This is a genomic window from Brockia lithotrophica, assembly GCF_003633725.1.
Classification (GTDB): Bacteria; Bacillota; Bacilli; order Thermicanales; family DSM-22653; genus Brockia; species Brockia lithotrophica.
The window spans coordinates 28,950-49,355 of sequence record NZ_RBIJ01000002.1; the positions used below are offsets into that span (position 1 = coordinate 28,950).

At 65.2% G+C, this 20,406-nt stretch carries 20 protein-coding genes and 1 tRNA gene; 4 read left to right on the forward strand and 17 right to left on the reverse strand.

Annotated elements, in window-relative coordinates; all coding sequences use genetic code 11:
* Positions 1 to 28: 28 nt before the first annotated feature.
* From spoVAE to C7438_RS04130, 5 genes are all read right to left on the reverse strand, one after another.
* On the reverse strand, positions 29 to 385 hold the full coding sequence (gene spoVAE, locus C7438_RS04110; RefSeq protein ID WP_121444110.1) for a stage V sporulation protein AE: 357 nt from the start codon (positions 383 to 385) through the stop codon (positions 29 to 31).
* Between the two features lie 42 nt (positions 386 to 427).
* Complete coding sequence (gene spoVAD, locus C7438_RS04115; RefSeq protein WP_121444111.1) at positions 428 to 1,432, reverse strand: stage V sporulation protein AD; 1,005 nt, start codon at positions 1,430 to 1,432, stop codon at positions 428 to 430.
* 49 nt (positions 1,433 to 1,481) lie between these two features.
* Complete coding sequence (spoVAC, locus tag C7438_RS04120; RefSeq protein ID WP_121444112.1) at positions 1,482 to 1,973, reverse strand: stage V sporulation protein AC; 492 nt, start codon at positions 1,971 to 1,973, stop codon at positions 1,482 to 1,484.
* A gap of 102 nt (positions 1,974 to 2,075) precedes the next feature.
* A complete protein-coding gene (locus C7438_RS04125) occupies positions 2,076 to 2,855 on the reverse strand; it encodes a pseudouridine synthase (protein ID WP_121444308.1) in 780 nt (259 codons plus the stop codon).
* A 31-nt stretch (positions 2,856 to 2,886) separates the two neighbouring features.
* Positions 2,887 to 4,200: a phosphoglucose isomerase-related protein gene (locus C7438_RS04130; protein WP_170143562.1), complete on the reverse strand. Its 1,314-nt coding sequence runs from the start codon at positions 4,198 to 4,200 to the stop codon at positions 2,887 to 2,889.
* A 183-nt stretch (positions 4,201 to 4,383) separates the two neighbouring features.
* Here C7438_RS04130 and C7438_RS04135 point away from each other — a divergent pair, with 183 nt between their 5' ends.
* Together C7438_RS04135 and C7438_RS04140 are read left to right on the forward strand one after the other, a co-directional pair.
* Positions 4,384 to 5,076: an aspartate/glutamate racemase family protein gene (locus C7438_RS04135; protein ID WP_121444309.1), complete on the forward strand. Its 693-nt coding sequence runs from the start codon at positions 4,384 to 4,386 to the stop codon at positions 5,074 to 5,076.
* Between the two features lie 31 nt (positions 5,077 to 5,107).
* Positions 5,108 to 6,988, forward strand: coding sequence for a UbiD family decarboxylase (locus C7438_RS04140; protein ID WP_121444114.1), 1,881 nt, complete (start codon positions 5,108 to 5,110; stop codon positions 6,986 to 6,988).
* Positions 6,989 to 7,035: 47 nt separating this feature from the next.
* Here the strand turns inward: C7438_RS04140 and smpB are convergent, their stop codons facing one another.
* The 8 genes from smpB to gap all read right to left on the reverse strand — a co-directional run bounded on the left by smpB (position 7,036) and on the right by gap (position 16,504).
* Positions 7,036 to 7,497 (reverse strand): SsrA-binding protein SmpB, encoded by a 462-nt coding sequence (gene smpB, locus C7438_RS04145; protein WP_121444115.1) that lies wholly within the window; start codon positions 7,495 to 7,497, stop codon positions 7,036 to 7,038.
* A gap of 63 nt (positions 7,498 to 7,560) precedes the next feature.
* Positions 7,561 to 9,951, reverse strand: a complete 2,391-nt coding sequence (rnr, locus tag C7438_RS04150) for a ribonuclease R (protein WP_245956483.1) — start codon at positions 9,949 to 9,951, stop codon at positions 7,561 to 7,563.
* A gap of 107 nt (positions 9,952 to 10,058) precedes the next feature.
* Positions 10,059 to 10,292: a preprotein translocase subunit SecG gene (secG, locus tag C7438_RS04155; RefSeq protein WP_121444116.1), complete on the reverse strand. Its 234-nt coding sequence runs from the start codon at positions 10,290 to 10,292 to the stop codon at positions 10,059 to 10,061.
* Between the two features lie 113 nt (positions 10,293 to 10,405).
* Positions 10,406 to 11,686, reverse strand: a complete 1,281-nt coding sequence (gene eno / locus C7438_RS04160) for a phosphopyruvate hydratase (protein ID WP_245956484.1) — start codon at positions 11,684 to 11,686, stop codon at positions 10,406 to 10,408.
* 50 nt (positions 11,687 to 11,736) lie between these two features.
* On the reverse strand, positions 11,737 to 13,299 hold the full coding sequence (gene gpmI / locus C7438_RS04165; protein WP_121444118.1) for a 2,3-bisphosphoglycerate-independent phosphoglycerate mutase: 1,563 nt from the start codon (positions 13,297 to 13,299) through the stop codon (positions 11,737 to 11,739).
* Positions 13,300 to 13,410: 111 nt separating this feature from the next.
* Positions 13,411 to 14,178, reverse strand: a complete 768-nt coding sequence (tpiA, locus tag C7438_RS04170; protein WP_121444311.1) for a triose-phosphate isomerase — start codon at positions 14,176 to 14,178, stop codon at positions 13,411 to 13,413.
* Between the two features lie 10 nt (positions 14,179 to 14,188).
* Positions 14,189 to 15,370, reverse strand: coding sequence for a phosphoglycerate kinase (locus tag C7438_RS04175; RefSeq protein ID WP_121444119.1), 1,182 nt, complete (start codon positions 15,368 to 15,370; stop codon positions 14,189 to 14,191).
* Positions 15,371 to 15,493: 123 nt separating this feature from the next.
* Positions 15,494 to 16,504 carry a type I glyceraldehyde-3-phosphate dehydrogenase gene (gene gap / locus C7438_RS04180; RefSeq protein WP_121444120.1) on the reverse strand — a complete coding sequence of 337 codons (1,011 nt, stop codon included), beginning with the start codon at positions 16,502 to 16,504 and terminating at the stop codon, positions 15,494 to 15,496.
* Between the two features lie 222 nt (positions 16,505 to 16,726).
* On the opposite strand from gap, the gene C7438_RS04185 reads away from it, so the two are divergent.
* Positions 16,727 to 16,801: transfer RNA gene (locus tag C7438_RS04185), tRNA-Arg, on the forward strand.
* A 28-nt stretch (positions 16,802 to 16,829) separates the two neighbouring features.
* Here the strand turns inward: C7438_RS04185 and C7438_RS04190 are convergent.
* Positions 16,830 to 17,132 carry a hypothetical protein gene (locus C7438_RS04190; RefSeq protein ID WP_121444121.1) on the reverse strand — a complete coding sequence of 101 codons (303 nt, stop codon included), beginning with the start codon at positions 17,130 to 17,132 and terminating at the stop codon, positions 16,830 to 16,832.
* A gap of 256 nt (positions 17,133 to 17,388) precedes the next feature.
* Here C7438_RS04190 and clpP point away from each other — a divergent pair, with 256 nt between their 5' ends.
* Positions 17,389 to 17,994 carry an ATP-dependent Clp endopeptidase proteolytic subunit ClpP gene (gene clpP, locus C7438_RS04195; protein ID WP_121444122.1) on the forward strand — a complete coding sequence of 202 codons (606 nt, stop codon included), beginning with the start codon at positions 17,389 to 17,391 and terminating at the stop codon, positions 17,992 to 17,994.
* A gap of 69 nt (positions 17,995 to 18,063) precedes the next feature.
* Here clpP and C7438_RS04200 read toward each other — a convergent pair whose 3' ends face one another.
* From C7438_RS04200 to C7438_RS04210, 3 genes are read right to left on the reverse strand one after another with little or no spacing between them, the layout of a single operon-like run.
* Complete coding sequence (locus tag C7438_RS04200) at positions 18,064 to 18,333, reverse strand: HPr family phosphocarrier protein (protein ID WP_121444312.1); 270 nt, start codon at positions 18,331 to 18,333, stop codon at positions 18,064 to 18,066.
* A gap of 52 nt (positions 18,334 to 18,385) precedes the next feature.
* The gene (whiA, locus tag C7438_RS04205; protein WP_121444123.1) at positions 18,386 to 19,381 is read right to left on the reverse strand and encodes a DNA-binding protein WhiA; all 996 of its coding nucleotides are present in this window, start codon (positions 19,379 to 19,381) and stop codon (positions 18,386 to 18,388) included.
* The gene (locus C7438_RS04210) at positions 19,378 to 20,340 is read right to left on the reverse strand and encodes a gluconeogenesis factor YvcK family protein (RefSeq protein ID WP_121444124.1); all 963 of its coding nucleotides are present in this window, start codon (positions 20,338 to 20,340) and stop codon (positions 19,378 to 19,380) included. Before C7438_RS04210 ends, whiA begins: the two co-directional genes overlap by 4 nt.
* Positions 20,341 to 20,406: the final 66 nt, after the last annotated feature.

Below are 20,406 nucleotides of genomic sequence, written 5' to 3' on the forward strand. Positions count from 1 at the left end.
AAAACGTGCACGGGCCTTTCACGGAAGTTTATTCCTTTTCCCGCGGACGGAAGACAAGGGCGGCAAGAAAGCTGAACAGGATGGCCGAAGAGATCCCTGCACTCGTGATCTCGAACATCCCCGTGATTACGCCGACGATACCGTAGCGTTCCACTTCATCCAGGGCCCCGCGGACGAGGGAGTACCCAAAGCTCGAAACGGGGACGCTCGCGCCGGCACCGGCGAACTGCAAAAGGGGTTCGTAGAGACCTAAACCGGCGAGAACCGCACCGAGGACTACGAGAGTCACCGTCGTATGCGCGGGTGTGAGGCGGACCACGTCCAAAAGAATTTGGCCCAAAACGCTGAAGAGGCCCCCGACAAGAAATGCCGTAAGGTAGATCATCGTACCGCCACCCCTCCCGAACAGAAACGAACTCGCACGGACCTACTCTCGCTCGAGGGTGACCGCGTGGGCGATGCCCGGGATGCTCTCACCCTGCTGAACGGAGAGGGGGGAGTGAAGGGCTCCCGTGGCGAGGAGGAGGACGCGACGCAGTCGACCGTCGGCCATTTCGGGGACGAGGTACCCGTAGTAGACGATGGCCGAGCTCGCGGCGCCGCTTCCGCCCGCGAGGACGTTCTGACGTTCGCGGTCGTAGATCATGAGCCCGGCGTCGCGTACGCGCTCCGGATCGAAGGACAGGCCGGTCTCGCGCATGAGGTCGAGGAGGAGTCTGCGCCCAACCTCCCCGAGATCCCCCGTGACGATGAGGTCGTAGTCCGCTGGAGAGAGGCCCAGGTCCGCGAGGTGGGTGCGCAGCGTGTCTACGGCGGCGGGAGCCATGGCCGCCCCCATGTTCATGGGATCCGTAATCCCCATGTCCACGACGCGTCCTACCGTTGCCGCACGGATGCGCACGGGAAGACCCGAAGGCCGCACGACGGCTACTCCCGCTCCCGTCACCGTCGTCTGGGCGGTAGGCGGCTTCTGGCCTCCGTATTCCGTCGGCTGGCGAAACTGCCGTTCGGCGGCGAGGTTGTGGCTCACGGCTCCCGTGAGGACCGTGGCGGCGGCACCCGAGGCTACGAGGAGCGCCGCCAAGGCGAGACCCCCCGTCGACGTGGCGCATGCGCTATACAACCCGAGGTACGGAACGCCGAGGGAACGCGCGGTATAGGCGGTGGAGACGATCTGGTTGAGGAGGTCGCCGCCGACGAAGAGGTCGACGTTCTCCGGCGCGAGGGATCCCTTGCGCAGGGCGATGGCCACCGCGGACTCCAAGAGGGCGCGTTCGGCACGCTCAAAGGTCTTTTCCCCCACGTAAGGGTCCTCGTAGGCCCGGTCGAGCACCTTCCCTAAGGGTCCCTCCTTCTCGCGCGGACCGCCTACCGTTGCCGTGGCAAAGATCGCCGGAGGTTGCGGAAACACCCAGGTCCTCCCTTGCCGCACGTCAAACTCACCTCCTCCTTCCCTACGACCTTCGATGCGCGGCGGACCCTCATCCCCCGACTGCGCCGCGGACAAGGAGTTCCCCGAGAGAGCGGACGAGGACGACGACAAAGGCGGAGACGACGCCAAACACGATCACGGGGCCGGCTACCTTGAACATGTTGCTGCCTACACCGAGGACGTACCCTTCGCTCCGGTAGTCGAGGGCGGAAGAAGCCATCGTATTGGCAAAGCCGGTGACAGGTACAATGGCGCCCGCCCCTCCCCACTGACCGATGCGGTCGTACCACCCGAGACCCGTGAGGAGCACGGCGAAAAAGATGAGCGTCGCCACGGTGGGGTTGTTCGCCTCTTTGGGGGAGAAGTGAAACACGTGGACGTAGACGTCGGTGACGAGTTGGCCGAAGAGGGAAATCGCCCCCCCGACGAGAAAGGCGCGCAGGGAGTTCAAAAGAACGGGCCGCGGCGTTTCTCGATCGCGGGCGAGCCTTTGGTAGGCCTCGGGATCGCCGAGGACGTCCCGCGAGAGCGGGTGTTCCACACGAACCCCTCCTTTCGAACCCTTTCGAACGTCCGAAACCAGAAAACCGCCGCACGTCGCGCCCTCTTAGATTGGGCGACCGGTGCGGCGGTCATACCGGGGTCAAGCGAGGTCGACGAGGGTTCGCAGGTCCTCCTCCTCCGCGGGGGTGAGGAGACGCGCCTCGCCTTCTCGGAGATCTCCGAGCGCGAGAGGGCCGAAGCGCACGCGGTGAAGGGCGAGAACTTCTTTCCCGCGTGCCCGGAACATGCGCTTCACCTGGTGGTAGCGGCCCTCCGTGAGGACGACCTCGACGACGCTCTCGGCCGCGGAAGCGGCCTCGATTTCTCGCGCCCAGCGCAGGGCCACGGGGTCTTCGGCGAGGGCCTGCCCCTCGAGGATCCGCAGCTCGGCCGGACGCGTTCGCGTTCCGTCCTCCAACACCACCCCGCGGGCAAATGCCTCCTGGTCGCGTTCGTCGACGCGGCCGAGTACCCGCGCGTGGTACACCTTGGGCACCCGCCAGCGCGGCGACGTGAGCCGATGGGCGAGGATCCCATCGTCCGTAAGGAGAAGGAGTCCCGTGGTGTCCACGTCCAGCCGGCCTACGGGAAAGAGCTCGCGGTAGAGAAATTCTTCGGGGACGAGTTCCAGGACGGTAGGGTAGCGGGCATCCCGCGTCGCGGAAACGTATCCCTTGGGCTTGTACACGACGAGGGTGAGGGACGGGCGGTACGTCACGGGTTCTCCTTCGACGGCAATCTCGTCTTCCTCGGGGGAGACGCGAAGCCCCGGGTCCCGGACGACTTCGCCGTTTACCGTAACCGAACCTTCTCGAAGGAGGCGATGGACTTCCTTGCGCGTTCCGTAGCCGGAACGGGCGAGCAGGCGGTCGAGGCGCATCTCGGACAAAGCAACTCCCCTCCCCGATCGTCTATTCCGCACCTCTGAGGAGCCTTCGGGTGTGGCGCTTGTACGCTTCGACGCCGGGCTGATCGAAAGGATTTACGCCGAGGAGGGTGGCGCTTACGGCCACGGCGACTTGGAAAAAGGCAAACGCCTCTCCCAGGGCCTCCGGCGAACGCTCGCGCAGGCGCAAGTCCACGAGAGGAACGCCCCCTTCCGTGTGGGCGCGCACGACACCCGCAAGCGTCGCCTCGAACACGTCGCGTAAGGTTCGACCGGCGAGGTACCCCCAGTGGGGATCCTCCGGAGCAAAGGGCAAGACGAGCCGCTCGTCTTCCTCCACGACGAAGAGCGTCTCAAACAGGTGGCGCCTCCCCTCCTGCAGGTACTGTCCGAGAGAGTGGAGGTCTCGGGTGTACACCGCGGAGGTAGGATAGAGGGCCCGCCCGTCCTTCCCTTCGCTCTCCCCGAAGAGCTGCTTCCACCACTCGGCAAAGCCCTCGAGCGTCGGGTCGCCGACGGCGAGAACTTCGACGACGTACCCCTTAAGGTACAGGAGGTAGCGGAGGAGCCCGTAGCGCAAGGCGGGGTTTTCGGCTTCGGGCTTCCTGTAGCGGGTAAACCCTTCGTACGCTCCGGCGAGGAGGCGGCGCGGCGGGATCCCCGCCAACGCCAAGGGGACGAGCCCCACGGGGGTGAGCACGGAAAAGCGGCCCCCCACGTCTTTCGGTACGGCAAAGGTGCGGTAGCCCTTGCGCTTTGCACGCTCGCGGAGCACGCCCGCCTCGGGATCGGTGATCGCTACGATGCTCCGCGGGCCTCGGAAGAGGGCGCCGGCACGTTCCAAATGATCCTCGAGCCATGCGAAGACAACCGCGGGTTCGAGCGTCGTTCCCGACTTGGAAACGACGACAAGGGCCACGCGCTTCCCCGCGATTCGTTCTCGGAGCGAGGCGTGGTAAAAGCTCCCGAGGTGGTGGCCGGCAAAGTACACTTCCGGACACCCGGGAAAAGAGGCGGCGAACGGAGGGCGCAAAAACTCGAGGACGGCCCGCGTCCCTGCGTACGAACCTCCGATGCCTACGACGACCACGACCTCGGCCTCGCGGCAGAGTTCTTCGGCCGTCGACTCGATTTCCGCGAGGAGGTCTTCCGACGTCTCTTCCGGGAGACGAAGCCACCCGAGGCCTTCTTCTCCAGATTCGGCGCGGCGCAGGAGATCGGCGAGCACCTCCGCCGCCCGGGAAATTCCCCGGGCCTCCTCCGACTCCGCGACGAACGGGTGAACGCCGGCAAACGACGCACGCAACCGACCTTCGGAGGCGTTGCCTCGACCTTGCACGCGTTTCACCTCGTTTGTCCGTCTGTATGAGTTGCGCGACGGCAACCCCACCAGTACCAGCTTAGCGTATCCCGTCGTCCGAAAGAAGCGGCCAGGGGAGTCCCTTTCGGCCGCTGCGCCGCTTGCACGTGCTCCCGCGGGGAAGTACGCTGAAGGCAGCATCGTCTTTGGGGAGGAGTGTACGTGAAGCGGATCGGCCTCATCGGCGGCATGAGCTGGGAGTCGACACTCGTCTACTACCGGGAAATCCAAGAAGGCGTGCGCGCGCGTTTGGGGGGACTTCACTCCGCCGACCTCGTCCTTCACTCCCTAGATTTCGCCCCCATCGCTTCCCTCCAACACGCCGGAGATTGGGAAACCCTCGGGAAGATCCTCGCGAGTTCCGCCGAAATTTTGGAGCGCGCCGGAGCCACCGCCGTTCTTTTGTGCACAAACACAATGCACAAGGTAGCCCCCGCAATCGAGGCGGTGGTGAGGATCCCCTTGCTCCACATCGCCGACGCCACAGAAGAGAAGATCCGTGAGGCGGGACTTCGGACGGTGGGTCTTCTGGGAACGCGGTTTACGATGGAGGACGACTTCTACCGCCGACGCCTCGAAGAGCGCTTCGGCCTCGAAGTCCTCGTTCCCGAAAAACCGGACCGCGACGAAGTCCACCGCGTGATCTACGAAGAGCTCGTCGTCGGGAAGATAACCCCCGCTTCCAAACAGACCTACCTCGAAATCGTCGACCGCCTCATCGGGCGGGGGGCGGAGGGCATCATCTTCGGGTGCACGGAAATCGGCCTCCTCCTCTCCGCCGACGATCTTCCCGTCCCCGCCTTCGACACCACGCGCATCCACGCCCAGGCGGCCGTAGATTGGATCCTCGGCTGAGGCGCACATCCCATTCCGAGGGGGGAAAGGCGTGTTCCGCGACCTGCGCGAATACCTCGAAGCCCTGCGACGGGAAGGCGACCTCGTGGAAGTCGACGTCCCCGTCGATCCCCATTTGGAAATCGCCGAAATCCACCGTCGGGTGATCGCCGAAGGCGGGCCGGCCCTCCTCTTTCGCCGGCCGAAACACAGCCCTTTCCCTGTGGTGACCAACCTCTTCGGGACGCCGCGAAGGCTCGAACTCGCCTTTGGCGGAAGGCCGGAAACTTTCGTCCGCGACCTCGTCTCCTTCGTCACGGAACACTTCCCGCCGAGCCTGCGCGACCTCTGGGAAAGGCGCGGCCTGTTGGGAGCGCTTGCGCGCATCGGCACGCGCGAGGGAACGAGCGAGCGGGCGCCGGTCACGGAGGTTGTCGACACCGCCTTCGACCTCACGCGCCTTCCCGCCCTTACCTCGTGGCCCATGGACGGCGGCCCCTTCCTCACCCTTCCCCTCGTGTACACGGAAGATCCCCGCGGGCGCGGCTCGAACCTCGGGATGTACCGCATGCAGATCAAAGGGCCGACGCGCACGGGGATGCACTGGCAGATCCACCGCGGGGGCGGCTTCCACTACCACGCGGCGGAGGCGGAAAACCGCCCGCTTCCCGTGTCCGTGTTCCTCGGCGGCCCGCCCTCCCTCGTCATCGCGGCGATCGCGCCGCTCCCCGAAAACGTCCCCGAACTCCTCCTCGCCTCCCTCCTCATGGGCGACAAGATCCCCGTCGTTCGGATCCCGGGCCATCCCCATCCCCTCGTCGCCACGGCGGAATTCGCGCTCCTGGGCGAGGTGCCGCCCCGCGTGCGGGAACCCGAGGGGCCTTTCGGCGACCACTACGGGTACTACTCCCTCGTCCACGACTTCCCCGTCTTCGACGTGCGCCTCGTCGCCCACCGAAAGGACGCCCTATTCCCTGCGACCGTCGTCGGAAAACCGCGGCAAGAAGACTACTACATCGGCGAATACCTCCAACGTCTCCTCGCCCCCGTCTTCCCCCTCGTCATGCCCGGCGTGCGTTCCCTCTGGAGCTACGGCGAGGCGGGCTTCCATCCCGTGGCGGCGGCCGTGCTGCGCGAATCCTACCCCCGGGAAGCGTTCGCCCACGCCTTGCGCATCCTCGGAGAGGGACAGCTCACGCTCACGAAGTTCCTCCTCGCCACGGACGCCGACGTCGACGTACGGGACTTTCGCGCCGTCCTCACCACCGTGCTCGCACGCTTTGCACCCGAACGGGATCTCTACGTCTTTGCCGAGACGGCCATGGACACCCTCGACTACACGGGGCGGAAGTTGAACCACGGGAGCAAGGCGGTCCTCCTCGGCGTAGGTGAGCCCCGGCGAAAGCTCGGAGAGGTCCCCCCCACGTCCCTCCTCCGGCGACTCCCGCGCGGTGTGGAGGACACGTACGCCTTCGTCCCGGGAACGCTCGTCGTCCACGGCCCGGAATTCGTGGAGGATCCCTCCTTCCCCCAAGCCCTTCTCGAGGCGCTCGCCGAACCTCGCGATGTCGGGGAAGGTCTGCCCTCTGCGGTCGGCGACGTAGCTCAGGCATCGCCCCCGAGCAGCGGAACCACAGGGGGAGACGCCGCGAAGGACGAATCGGCCGAAGCGTGGCCCCTCGTCGTCCTCGTAGATCGGAAATCCGGAGACCTCCGCGACCCCCGCCTCTTCCTGTGGACGGTCTTCACCCGTTTCGATCCCGCCCACGACCTGTACGCGCGGTTTACCGTGCGCAACCACCGACCGGCCTACCGTCTTCCCCTCGTCGTCGACGCCCGCATGAAGCCCTTCTATCCCCCGGAAGTCGAGCCGGATCCGGAGACGGTGCGCCTCGTAGACCGCCGCTGGCGCGAGTACTTCCCCAAAGGTTGATTCGATACAAAAGGCAAACCCCCGAAGGCCGCAAGGCTTTCGGGGGTTTATCGGTTCTTCGCCTTGAGAGTGCGCTCGATTTCGCGGCGAACCGCGCGTTCGCGCAACGCCTCACGCTTGTCGTGCAGCTTCTTCCCCTTTGCCAGGCCGATCTCCATTTTGATCCACCTCCCCTTGGCGTAGAGGGAAAGGGGGACGATCGTGTACCCCTCTGTCTGCACCTTGCCCATGAGGCGTTCGATTTCGCGGCGGTGCATGAGGAGCTTTCGCGTGCGCGTCGGATCGGGAACGAAGGCCGTCGCCTTTTCGTACGGACTAATGTGCATTCCCACCACGTACGCCTCGCCATCGCGGATGCGCACGTAGCTGTCGCGCAGGTTTACCCGCCCTTGACGCACCGCCTTGACTTCGGAGCCGAGGAGGGAAATCCCCGCCTCGTAGCGCTCCTCGATGTGGTAGTCGTGAAAGGCCTTGCGGTTTTCCGCAAACACGCGCCGTTCCCCTCCCACGTCCCTCACCTCCCGAAACGTCCCGTAGGCCCAAGCGCGGCCGCACGAAAGACCAAACCCGACTCATCTCCGGCGCTTCTTGCGCTTTTGGCCGCCCTTCCCGCGCTTGCGCTCGGAAGCCTTCCTTCCCTGCGGCGCGGCATCTGTGGCGAGGTATGCGTCCCGTTCCCGGGCCGCCTTCGGCGTAAAGCTCCGCCGTGCGCCGTCGTACCCGGCCTTCTCGTGGATCCGACCCGGGGAAGCGTCGTCGGGACGGATCACCTTGACGCGGCGCTTCGCCTGCCCCAAGGGGCGGTCGGGGAGCTCCTCTTCCGCCAAGGCGAAGTCGATCGTCCGTTCCTCGAGATGAACCCCGACGCACGTCACGCGAATGGGATCGCCGATGCGGTACACCTTGCCCGTGTGCTCGCCGACGAGGATCATTTCCTTTTCGTGGAAGACGTAGTAGTCGTCGGTCATGTAGCTCAGGTGGACGAGCCCCTCGATCGTATTCGGCAGACGGACGAAGAGGCCGAAGGACGTCACGCCTCTCACGACGCCGTCAAACGTCTCCCCGACGTGCGCCTGCATGTACTCTGCCTTCTTGTACGCCTCCGTCTCCCACTCCGCCTCCATCGCCACGCGCTCGCGCGTGGACGTGTGCTTGGCCGCCTCGTCGAGCCACTCGGCCAGGCGTTCCCGCTCGGCGGCGTCGGGAATCCGGCCCTGGAAGGCGTAGCGGCGGAGCAAGCGGTGGACGATGAGGTCGGGGTAGCGGCGGATGGGCGCCGTAAAGTGCGTGTAGTGCGTCGCCGCAAGGCCAAAGTGCCCGAGGTTTTCCGCGGCGTACCGCGCGCGCTGCATGCTCCGGAGGAGGAGCGTGGAGATGACCATTTCCTCCGGCTCCCCTCGCGCCTTCTCGAGGACGGCTTGAAGCTGCTTCGGCGTGACCCCGCCGGGACGGACGCGCACGACGTAGCCGAGGTTGGCGAGAAATTCGAAGAACCCCCGCATTTTGTCCGGGTCCGGAGGTTCGTGCACGCGGTAGAGGAACGGCAGGTCCAACGCCTCGGCCCACTCCGCAACCGCCTCGTTGGCCGCGAGCATGAAGTCCTCGATCATCCGCTCCCCCTCGCCGCGCTCGCGGCGGTGAACGTCAATCGGCTTTCCGTCGTCGCCCAAAATGATGCGCGCCTCGTCGAGATCGAAGTCGATCGCCCCGCGCGCCTCGCGCCGTGCGCGAATCTTTCGCGCAAGTTCGGCCATGGCGAACAGATTTTCGCGGAAGCGCTCGTACACCTCGCGCGAGGTGAAGGCGTCTTCCGCCTCTTGTCCAGAAAGCAGGCGGTTCACGGAGGTGTACGTCATCCGCGCACGCGAGCGGATCACGCTCGGGAAGAACTCGTAGCGTATGCGGCGCCCCTCCGCATCGAAATCCAGAAGTACGCTGATCGCGAGCCGGTCTTCCCCCGGGTTGAGGCTGGCAATCCCGTTGGAGAGCGTGTGGGGGAGCATGGGGATCACGCGGTCGACGAGGTACACGCTCGTGCCGCGGAGGTACGCTTCGCGGTCGAGCGCCGTCCCCTCGCGGACGTAGGCGCTCACGTCCGCGATGTGTACGCCGAGGCGCCATCCGCCTTGGGGGAGGGGTTCGATGTGCACGGCATCGTCGAAGTCCTTGGCGTCTTCGCCGTCGATCGTGAACACGTCCACGTCGCGAAGGTCCCTCCGGCCCGCCAAATCCTCCTCGCGCACGCGGTCGGGCAGTCGGGCAGCCTCCTCGAGGACGTCTTCGGGAAACGCTTCCGGAAGCTCGTACTTCCGCACGATGGACAGGATGTCCACGCCCGGGTCGTCTTTGTGTCCGAGGATTTCCACGACGCGCCCGACGGCGGGACGCCGGTCGTCCGGGTATTCGAGGATCTCGACAACCACCTTGTGGCCGGGGACGGCACCGCGGCGCTCCCGCGGTGCGACCGTGATGGACCCCGGGATGCGGAGGTCGTCCGGGACGACGTAACCGAGGTGCGCCTCTTCTTCGTAAGTCCCTACGACGCGGCGGAAGGCGCGGCGCAAGATCCGCACGACCTCCCCCTCTACCTTACGGCCGTTTCCGCCGGTCCCCGATTTGCGCACGAGCACCACGTCTCCCGGCCACGCACCGTGAAGGTTCGCCGCCGGGACGTACACGTCCGGCTCGCCTTCGCGATCGGGGAGGAGGAAGGCGTAGCCTCGGGAGTGCACTTCGAGCGTCCCACGTACGAGGTTCATCTGTTCCGGAAGGCCGTAGCGCCGAGAACGGGTGCGTACGATCTCCCCTTCCTCCACGAGGCGGGAAAGGACCTCCCGAACGCTCGCCTCCGAAATCCCCTGTGCGGCCAAGAGCCCGACGAGTTCCGAGGAAGACAGCGGGCGAGCAGCTTGTCGAACGGCTTCCAAAACGGCCTGCGCCACCGGATCTTCAGACAAAACCACCGAAATTCACCTCCTCGTTCGGTGTTCAGGATTCCCCAAGCCGCAAAATCCGATCTTAGAAAAACGAACGGGCGAGCCGCCCGGGGCCCGCCCGCTTTCCTGCGATCTCAGCGCAAGAAGTACGCGAGGACGAACGCGAGCACCATAAAGGCTACCGCAAGCCAGCGCGTGGCTCGGGCCAACGTCCCTTCGAGACCGCGCGCCTTTTGGCGGCCGAAAAGGTGCTCCGCGCCCCCTGTGATCGCACCGCTCAACCCCGCGCTTCGCCCCGGTTGGAGCAAAATCGTCGCAATCAGGGCGAGGCTGACGAGCACGAGCAAGACCACGAGCGCCGTCTTCACCGCCGATCCTCCCTCCGCTCACGTACGCAACACCCGCCGTCGGAAAAGGCCGAACCCAAACGTACGGTTTATTATATCACGCGGACAAAGATCCCTCAACAAGGGTGAGAAATCTACACCTTGCGAAACGGGGGAAGCGTTCCCGCGTACAGGGCGGCATCGCCGAGGTACTCCTCGATGCGCAGGAGTTCGTTGTACTTGGCGACGCGGTCCGTACGCGACGGCGCCCCCGTCTTGATCTGTCCGGAACCGGCGGCGACCGCAAGGTGGGCGATCGTCACGTCCTCGGTTTCCCCCGAACGATGGGAGAGGATGGACCGGTACCCTGCGCGTGCCGCGACGTCCAACGTGTCAAACGTTTCGGAAAGCGTACCAATCTGGTTCACCTTGACGAGGACGGCGTTGGCCACCCCGCGGCGGATTCCCTCCTCGAGGCGCGCGGGGTTCGTGACGAAGAGGTCGTCGCCGACGAGCTGCACCTGTCCCCCGAGGGCGGACGTGAGTTTCGCCCAACCTTCCCAGTCGTCCTCGGCCAGCGCGTCCTCGATGGAAAACACGGGGTAGCGCCGGACGAGGTCGGCGTACAGGTCCACGAGCTCTTCCGCCGTGAGCGAACGCCCTTCCCCGGAAAACACATACCGCCCGTCGCGGAAGAGTTCGCTCGCCGCAACGTCCATCGCGAGAAGCACGTCTTCGCCGGGGCGGTAGCCCGCCCGCTCGATCGCCTCAACGAGGAGTTCGAGAGCTTCCTCCGTACGCGCGAGCGCCGGAGCGAAGCCACCTTCGTCTCCGACGTTCACGGAATGCCCGCGGGCCTTGAGGACGTCGCGCAGGGCGTGAAACACCTCGGCGCCCATACGCAGTGCTTCACGAAAGGTAGGCGCTCCCACAGGCGCGATCATGAACTCCTGCACGTCGAGGGCGTTGTCCGCGTGCTTCCCTCCGTTCAAGACGTTCATGAGCGGCACGGGAAGCAGGCGCGCCCTGGCGCCGCCGAGGTACACGAAGAGCGGGACACCCAAGTCCTCGCTTGCGGCATGGGCAACGGCGAGGGATGCCCCCAAAATGGCGTTCGCCCCCAAGCGCGACTTGTTGTCCGTCCCGTCGAGCTCCACGAGCACGGCGTCGATGTCGCGTTGGCGCAGGGGGTCGAGGCCGAGAAGGGCTTCGCGGATTACGGAGTTCACGTTTTCTACGGCCTGAAGGACGCCTTTCCCGCGGTAGCGCGATCCGCCGTCGCGAAGTTCGAGCGCCTCGTGCACCCCCGTGGACGCCCCCGAGGGGACGATGGCCCGCCCGCGGGCGCCGCTGGAAAGGACCACCTCCACCTCCACCGTGGGAAACCCTCGCGAATCGAGGACCTCGCGGCCCACAACCTGTTCGATCCAACTCACGTGCATTCCTCCTCAGGCTGGCAATCTCTCAACAGCTTGCGGGCGACGCCCTACTCCCGCTCCGAACGCGCGCCCACCTCGCGCAAGATGAGCGACGTACCCGTCATCTCTGGCGGTTTGGGAATCCCCATCACGTCGAGCATCGTAGGCACGACGTCGCCGAGGACGCCGCCCTCCCGCAGGCGGATTCCCGGAAGGGTGACGATGAACGGGACCGGACTCAGCGTGTGCTGGGTAAAGGGTTCCCCCTCCGGCGTGAGCACCATGTCCGCATTTCCGTGGTCGGCGGTGATGAAGGCGACGCCCCCGAGCGCGAGGACGGCGTCTACCACGCGCCCGAGGTTTTCGTCCACCGCCTCCACCGCCCGAACGGTAGGCTCGAGCTTGCCGGAATGCCCGACCATGTCTGGATTGGCGAAGTTCAAAACGATGACGTCGGGGGGATCCTTGCGGAGGATTTCTAAGAGCGCGTCGGCTACCTCGTAGGCGCTCATTTCCGGCTTGAGGTCGTACGTGGCGACCTTGGGAGAGGGAATGAGCACGCGGCGCTCGCCCGGAAAGGGCTCCTCCCGGCCGCCGCTGAAGAAGTACGTGACGTGGGCGTACTTTTCCGTCTCGGCGATGCGAAGCTGCGTAAGCCCCGCCTCCGCCCAAACCTCCCCGGCCGTGCGCACGAGGTGCTCCGGGGGAAAGGCGACGCGTACGGGAAGGTTTGCCTCGTACTCCGTCATCGTCACGACGTAGAGGTCCTTCGGACGCCCCGGACCGCGGTCGAACCCGTGAAATTCCTCGTCTACGAGGGCGTGCACGAGTTGGCGCGCCCGGTCCGGACGGAAGTTGAAAAAGATCACCGCGTCGCCGTCCTGAAGACGAACTCGCGGACGGCCTTCATCGTCTACGAGGACACGGGGACGCAAGAACTCGTCGGTCTCGCCCGCGGCGTATGCTTCTTCGAGGGCGGAAATGGGGTCGCGGACGGGAATCCCTTCGCCGTAGACGATCGCGCGGTACGCCTGTTCCGTCCGCTCCCACCGGCGGTCGCGGTCCATGGCGTAGTAGCGGCCGATGAGGGTAGCGAGCGTCCCCACGCCCAAAGACGCCGTTACCTCGAGAAGGCGCGCCACGTCTCCCTTCCCGCTGGTGGGCAAGACGTCCCGCCCGTCGAGGAAGGCGTGCACGTAGACGCGGCCGAATCCCTGGCGCCGGGCGAGGTCGAGAAGGGCAAAGAGGTGGCGCATGTGGCTGTGCACGCCTCCCGGAGAGAGAAGCCCCATGAGGTGGAGGTTCTTCCCCCGATCCCGGGCGGTGCGAACGGCGTGAACGAAGGCCGGGATTTCGAAAAAGGAACCGTCTTCGATCGCGCGGTCGATGCGCAAGAGGTCCTGGTACACGATGCGCCCGGCGCCGAGGTTGAGGTGGCCCACCTCCGAGTTTCCCATCTGTCCTTCGGGAAGCCCCACGGCCGGTCCGGAGGCCCGAAGGAGCGTGTGCGGGTAGGTAGTCCAGTAGCGGTCGAAGTTCGGCGTGCGGGCGAGGGCGACGGCATTGCCGTACGTCTCTTCCCGAATCCCCCATCCGTCCAGCACGACGAGGAGGTACGGCCCCTTCCCCATCCCCACATCTCCTTTCGTACCCCAGCGCGAAGAACGGTTCCGATGGCGCGGGGGTCGAAGACTCTCCGGTATCTCTCGAATGCCCTTCGTGACTTCCGCGGCGAAACGCCGTCAGCCTTCTCGCCACGCCTCAAGGGCGTTTCGGACGAGGCGGTAAAAGACGTCTGCCTCGAGGCTCTTGGAGCCCACGAGCGCTCCGTCGGAAACCCCGGGGCGCACGAATCCCCCCACGTTTTCGGGGTCCACGCTGCCGCCGTAGACGACGGGGACGCCGTCTGCGGCCGCCCCAAAGCGCCCGTGAAGGTACGTCCGAATGCGCGCTACGGCTTGCGCCGCATCTTCGGGAGTCGCCGGTGTGCCCGTCCCGATCGCCCATACGGGTTCGTAGGCGACGACGAAGGTTCCGGGAAACGCCTCGCGCCCCCCGAGCACCCCTTCCAACTGACGAAGGAGCACCTCTTCCGTCCTTCCCGCGCGCCGCTCTTCCGCCGTCTCCCCGACGCAGAGGACGGGGACGAACCCGCGGGCGACGAGGGCGTCGAACTTCCGCCGGAGGAAGGCGTCCTCCTCCCCCAGGATGTGCCGCCGCTCCGAGTGGCCGACGAGGACATACCGTACGCCGAGCTCCGCAAGCATGAGGGGGGAGATCTCCCCCGTAAACGCCCCCTGATCTTCTGGGTAGACGTCCTGCGCTCCGAGAGAAGCCCCCACGAGCGCCTCCCCTACCGCGGCCAGGGCCGTAAAGGGCGGAAAGAGGACGACTTCGGCCTCTTCCCCTAGGGGGGACTCCTCGACGAGGGAATTCCAGCGGGCCACGTACTCCCGCGCCTCGCGGACGGTCTTGTGCATTTTCCAGTTTGCGCCGAGCCAGGGCTTCACGTCTACCACCTCACGCATCCGGAAGGACGGCGATGCCCGGAAGCTCCTTGCCTTCGAGAAATTCGAGCGTCGCCCCCCCACCCGTGGAGAGATGGGAGACCTTGTCTTCCACCCCTGCGAGCTTCACGGCCGCAAGGGAATCGCCTCCGCCGACTACGGAATACGCGCCGCTCTCGGCAACCGCGCGGGCGACGGCGATTGTCCCTTCGGCAAACGGCGGGAGCTCGAAGACGCCCATGGGACCGTTCCACACGATCGTCCGCGCACCCTGGAGCCTTTCGCGGTAGAGCTCCCGCGTCCGCGGACCGATGTCGCCGATCCGGCCGTCCGCAGGAACCGCGTCCACGGGAACGACCTGCGTCTCCGCCGTCTCGGAAATCTCCGTTGCCACCACGGCGTCCACGGGAAGAAGGAGGTCTACGCCGCGCGCCTCCGCCTCGTGCAAGAGCCGACGGGCGACCTCCACGCCTTCGGGTTCGTACAAGCTCTGGCCTACCTCGTACCCCCGGGCGACGAGGAAGGTGTTGGCAATACCCCCACCTACGAGGAGCGCGTCCACGCGTTTGAGGAGGTTTTCGATCACGCCGATCTTGTCGGCGATCTTGGCCCCACCCAAGATGGCGACGAACGGGTGCTCCGGCTGCTCCAAAACATGCCGGAGAACCTCGACTTCGCGGGCGAGGAGGAACCCCGAAACGGACGGAAGAAGCCGCGCCACCCCTTCCGTGGACGCGTGGGCGCGGTGCGCCGTACCGAAGGCGTCGTTCACGTACACGTCTGCGAGGCGAGCCAGGCGTGCGGCGAAGTCGGGGTCGTTTTTCGTCTCTTCGGGATAGTAGCGGACGTTTTCCAAGAGGAGCACTTCGCCGGGGCGGAGCTCCTCCGCCATGCGTTCGACCTCGGGGCCGACGACGTCCGGAGCGAGCTTCACCGGCCGACCCAAAAGCTCTTCCAGGCGGGCGCGTACGGGCGCCAGCGAGAACTCCGGGGCAAACGGGGCCTTCGGCCGCCCCAGGTGGCTTACGAGGATCACGCGGGCCCCTTCGCCAAGGAGGTACTCGATCGTGGGAAGGGCTTCCCGAATTCGGCGGTCATCCGTGATCGCCCCGTCTTTGATCGGCACGTTGAAGTCCACGCGTACGAGAACGCGTTTCCCGCGTACGTCAATGTCGCGCACCGTCTTCTTGGCCATGATCCTCCCCCTCTGCCGTAACCGGGTCTTCCGCGCTCGGCGGTCCACCGTTGCGCACCGAGTCAAATTTTACTATACTTTTCGCACGAGGCAAAACGTACGGGCCGCCGACGCCGAGAGGGATCACACGCCGCGGCGCGCGAGGTATGCCGCGAGGTCCACGAGTCGATTGGCGTACCCCCACTCGTTGTCGTACCAAGCGATGACTTTGACGAGCGTCCCCTCGATGACCATCGTAGAGAGGCCGTCTACGATGGCCGAATGCGGGTTGCCGTTGTAGTCGCGGGAGACGAGGGGGAGGTCGGAGTAGGCGAGGATCCCCCGCATGGGACCTTCCGCCGCACGGCGGAAGAGCTCGTTTACCTCTTCGACGCTCGTAGGCCGCTCCACCTCGACCACGAGGTCGTTCACAGAGACGTTGGGGGTCGGCACGCGCATGGCCATTCCGTTCAGCTTCCCGTCGAGTTCGGGCAACACCTTGCCGATGGCGCGGGCGGCCCCCGTCGTGGTGGGAATGATGGACAGGGCGGCGGCGCGCGCGCGTCGGTAATCCTTGTGGGGAAGGTCGAGGATTTGCTGGTCGTTCGTGTACGAGTGGACGGTGGTCATAAAGCCCCGCTTAATCGTGAGGGCTTCGTGGAGCACCTTGGCCACAGGGGCGAGGCAGTTCGTCGTACACGACCCGTTGGAGATCACGTGGTGCTTCGCCGGGTCGTAACGGTCTTCGTTTACACCCATGACGACCGTCAGGTCGTCTCCCTTGGCCGGCGCGGAGATGATCACCTTTTTCGCACCGGCTTCCAGGTGCTTGGCGGCGTCCTCTCGGTTCGTAAAACGCCCCGTAGATTCGACGACGACCTCCACGCCGAGCTCGCGCCAGGGAAGTTTGGCCGGATCGCGTTCGGCGAGCACGCGGATCTTGCGCCCGTTTACGCAGAAGCCGTCGTCCTCGGGAACGACCTCCCAAGGCAAGGTCCCGTGGACCGAGTCGAAGCGAAAGAGGTGCGCGAGCATCGGTGCGTCCGTCAGGTCGTTCACCGCGACGATATCGATCTCGGGTACGCCCTTTTCGAGCCACGCGCGCAGGGTGAGCCTGCCGATGCGACCGAAGCCGTTGATGGCGACACGCACCATGACCTTCGGCAACCCCCTTGGAAAGAAAAGGTGGAAGGCAAACGCGACCCTTGCGACAAATCTCACCACAGGTTACGGTTGCTTGGAGGCGCCCGAAACATGCGCGTGGCGTGATCCATCCCACCGGAAATATACTCCAAGAAGGGAGAGGGCGCAAGGAAAAGACCCTTGCGCCCCATCGTCGGGCGTGCTATAATCCTCTTTGCACCCGGAAAACGGCGCGCCCCCGTAGCTCAGTGGATAGAGCAATGGCCTCCGGAGCCATGCGCGGGGGTTCGATTCCCTCCGGGGGCGCCATTTTATTGAGCTAAGAATTCTTAAAATTTTAAATACGAGAATCCCCGACGGAAACCTCCTCCCTCGAGCTTGGGGCGAGGAGGGACTTCTCCCGTTCGAGATGGATAAGGCGGTCGCTCAAGCCTTCGAGGTAGAGAAGGCGGTGCCTGTGGACCACCACCGTACGGTCCAGCCCGAGTCCCGTGCGGGTGCGCACGATCAGCGCTTCGTCGTCGACGAGGCGGAGGATCGTCCCGCCGACCTCGACGGGGCGACCGTCTCCCTGGAGATAGGCGAGGTATACCCTCTCCCCACGGGCAATCCATTCCTGGATCCTCCGGGAATTCCACACCGTCTCTCGCCCTCCCCGATACCGGGAATTCCTTCCTGGGTATCTTTTCTCCGCCCCCTTTGAGAAATCCTTCCCACAAACCAAAACTTGTCCGAATTTCCGTCTTCACGAAGAGAGCCGACTCGGATGGAAGAGGGTCCTCATCGATACGCAATTCCGACCCCGGGGAAGCGAAGGCAGAGAAAGCGGTTTTACCTTTATTGACCTATGGGAAAGAGGGCGGTACAATGGAAACCGGAAAGGACGGTGAACGCTCGTGATCATTCCTACGGTGGTAGAACGTTCTGGGCGCGGAGAACGCGCGTACGACATCTACTCGCGTCTCCTCAAGGACCGGATCATCTTCCTCGGTACGCCGATCGACGACGACGTGGCCAACCTCGTCGTCGCCCAACTCCTCTACCTCGCCGCAGAAGATCCGGAAAAGGACATTTCCTTGTACATCAATAGCCCCGGCGGATCGATTACCGCGGGCCTCGCCATCTACGACACGATGAAGTTCGTCCGACCTCCGGTAAATACGATTTGCGTGGGGATGTGCGCATCCATGGGGGCGTTCCTCCTCGCGGCGGGGACCCCGGGCAAGCGCTTTGCCCTGCCCAACAGCGAGATCATGATCCACCAGCCCTGGGGAGGGGCGGAAGGCCAGGCGACGGACATCGCGATCCACGCGCGGCGGATTTTGCGCATGCGCGACCGCCTCAACAGCCTTCTCTCCGAAATGACGGGACAGCCCCTTGCGCGCATCGCCCAGGATACGGAACGCGACCGCTTCCTCACCGCAGAAGAAGCAAAGGAGTACGGAATCATCGACCACGTGATTACGCGGCCCACGGACGTCCGCCTGGAGCACGCTTCGTAATCCCCTTTTCCGTCACGTCGAGGGGCGCACCAAATTGGTGCGCCCCTCGGCACGTTTTCGGGCGACGCTCTAGACTTCCACGGGGTATTCGTGGGAGAGGAACTTCGCGAGGGCCGCTACCGCCTCTTCGGCGTCGGGGCCGTCCGCAACGAGGACGACTTCCTCGCCAGCGGCAAGGGCGAGCCCCATGACGCCCATGATGCTCTTGGCGTTCACGCGGTGATCGCCCCGCTCGAGGTACACGTTGGCGCGAAAGCGATTCGCCTGCTGGACGAAGCGGGCAGCCGATCGGGCGCGGAGACCCCCGTGCAGGCGAATCGTCACCGGTTTCGTCACCAGGGCCACCTTTCGTCCCTCGCTTTCCTGCGAGAAAACCACGGAACTAAGGGTATTATACACCGCCGGGTTTTTCCCGCGCGACCTGCGAATGAAGTCGGCGGGAGATCTCGATGAGCCTCCGCATGCGGTGGTTGACGCCGGATTTCCCGATCGGACCCGACGGCACGTACCTCCCCAGCTCAGCGAGGCTGACCTCGGGATGCGCGAGTCGTGCCTCGGCAATCTCCCGCAGGGCAGGAGGAAGGGAGGCGAGCCCTATGGTCCTTTCGATGGTGCGAATCGCCTCGATTTGGCGCATGCTCGCCTCGATCGTCTTGGCGACGTTAGCCGTTTCTCCGTTTACGAGGCGGTTGACCTGGCTTTTGAGCTCCTTGATCGCCCGCGCATCCTCGAGTTCGAGGACGCCGTGCGTGGATTCGACGACCCGGAGAAACTCGACGATCTCCTCAACGTCCTTTAGGTAGAGGACGGGGCTCCCGCGGCGGAGGATCTCCTTGAAGTGCAGGGAAAAGGCGTCGGCGACTTCCCGAAGGAGTCTGGCTGCCTCCTCCGTAGGGGCGACGAGTTCTAGGTGGTACGGATGCGACTTCGGATCGCTCACCGTACCGCGGGCGAGAAAGGCGCCGCGGAGGAAGGCGCGTCGACAGGTAAGGGAGCGATGCCGCCGGAGAAACCTCCGCGCCAAACGCAAAGGGGAAGGACCTTCCAAGTCCCGAACTTCTGCACCTTCCGCCTTCGCCGTCAGAGAAAACAGGTGGAGAACGTCGGCATCGCCCAGGCGCAAAAGGTAGCGGCGGCGTTTGCGCAAGCGCTTTCCCGATTCGACGACGAGCTTCGGGACGACGCCAAACCCGCGCAGGCGATGGTACATCGCACGGGCAACGGCGGCATTTTCCGTAAGGAGGACGAAACCCCCGCCTTCCCGTTCCGCAGCGAGGAGGAAGAACCCGAGGACTTCCCCCAACGGGCAGTCGGCGCGGAGGGTACCTGCGCGGCGTACGAGTTCTCCCTTGACGACCTCCGTAAACGACGCGCCCAGTTGTTTCACCCCCTTACCGGTTCGCCCAAGAGCCCGAGCAACGCCTCCCCTACCTTTTCGCCGTCGTGGCGATAGTACGTGTCCCCCATCTGGGCGAAATCCCCCCGGATCACGCGGTACCCTTCGCGTTCGAGGAGTTCGCCGTCGTCGCGAACGGGGAATTGCCCGCCCGCCGCGTAGCGGGCGGCGACCTCTGGAGGAACCTCTCCCGTGTGGACGAGCACGGCGTCGAAGCAGCGCCTGCCCACGTGCTCCTCGACCGCCCGGAGGTGGCCCACGACGCCTAACCCGTCCGTCTCTCCGGGCTGCGTCATGAGGTTGACGACGTAGACCTTGGGGGCGGACGTGCGGCACAGGGCGTCCCGGAGCTCAGGAACGAGGAGGTTGGGAATCAAACTCGTAAAGAGGCTACCCGGTCCGAGAAGCACGAGTTCCGCCTTGAGGATCGCCTCCACCGCCTCGGGGAGGGCCGGGGGCGCCTCGGGAACGAGAAATACGCGGCGAATTCGCTTCCCCACCTCGGGAATCCGCGATTCTCCGACGACGACCGTCCCGTCCTCAAATTCCGCGGCGAGGTTGACGTTTGCGTTGGCTGCGGGCAAAACCCTCCCGCGCACGCGCAGGATTCGGCTGAGTTCGAACACGGCACGGGAGAAATCGCCGTAGACTTCCGTGAGGGCCGCGAGCAAGAGGTTGCCCACGCTGTGGCCGTTCAATGCGCCGTCGGTGCGAAAGCGGTACGCCATGAGCCGATCGAGGGGTGCTTCCGCCTCGGCAAGGGCGGTGAGGACGTTTCGCACGTCGCCCGGAGCTGGAATCCCGAGCTCTTCCCGCAAACGACCCGTCGAGCCGCCGTCGTCGGCAACGGTGACTATGGCCGTAATTTCAAAGGGACCGCGCTTGAGCCCACGCAAAAGTTGGGAAAGCCCCGAACCGCCGCCCATGGCGACGACGCGAAAGGTACGCATCTTCCCGGCTCCCCTCTCTTTGTCGCATGGAATGCCACTGTACGGCGTCCCGACCGCGGCCTCCTT

Coding starts and splice junctions, on each gene's coding strand:
- spoVAE (WP_121444110.1), bottom strand. CDS start 385: ATGATCTACCTTACGGCATTTCTTGTCGGGGGCCTCTTCAGCGTTTTG.
- C7438_RS04125 (WP_121444308.1), bottom strand. CDS start 2,855: ATGCGCCTCGACCGCCTGCTCGCCCGTTCCGGCTACGGAACGCGCAAG.
- gpmI (WP_121444118.1), bottom strand. CDS start 13,299: ATGGGGAAGGGGCCGTACCTCCTCGTCGTGCTGGACGGATGGGGGATT.
- C7438_RS04175 (WP_121444119.1), bottom strand. CDS start 15,370: ATGGCCAAGAAGACGGTGCGCGACATTGACGTACGCGGGAAACGCGTT.
- gap (WP_121444120.1), bottom strand. CDS start 16,504: ATGGTGCGTGTCGCCATCAACGGCTTCGGTCGCATCGGCAGGCTCACC.
- C7438_RS04210 (WP_121444124.1), bottom strand. CDS start 20,340: ATGCGTACCTTTCGCGTCGTCGCCATGGGCGGCGGTTCGGGGCTTTCC.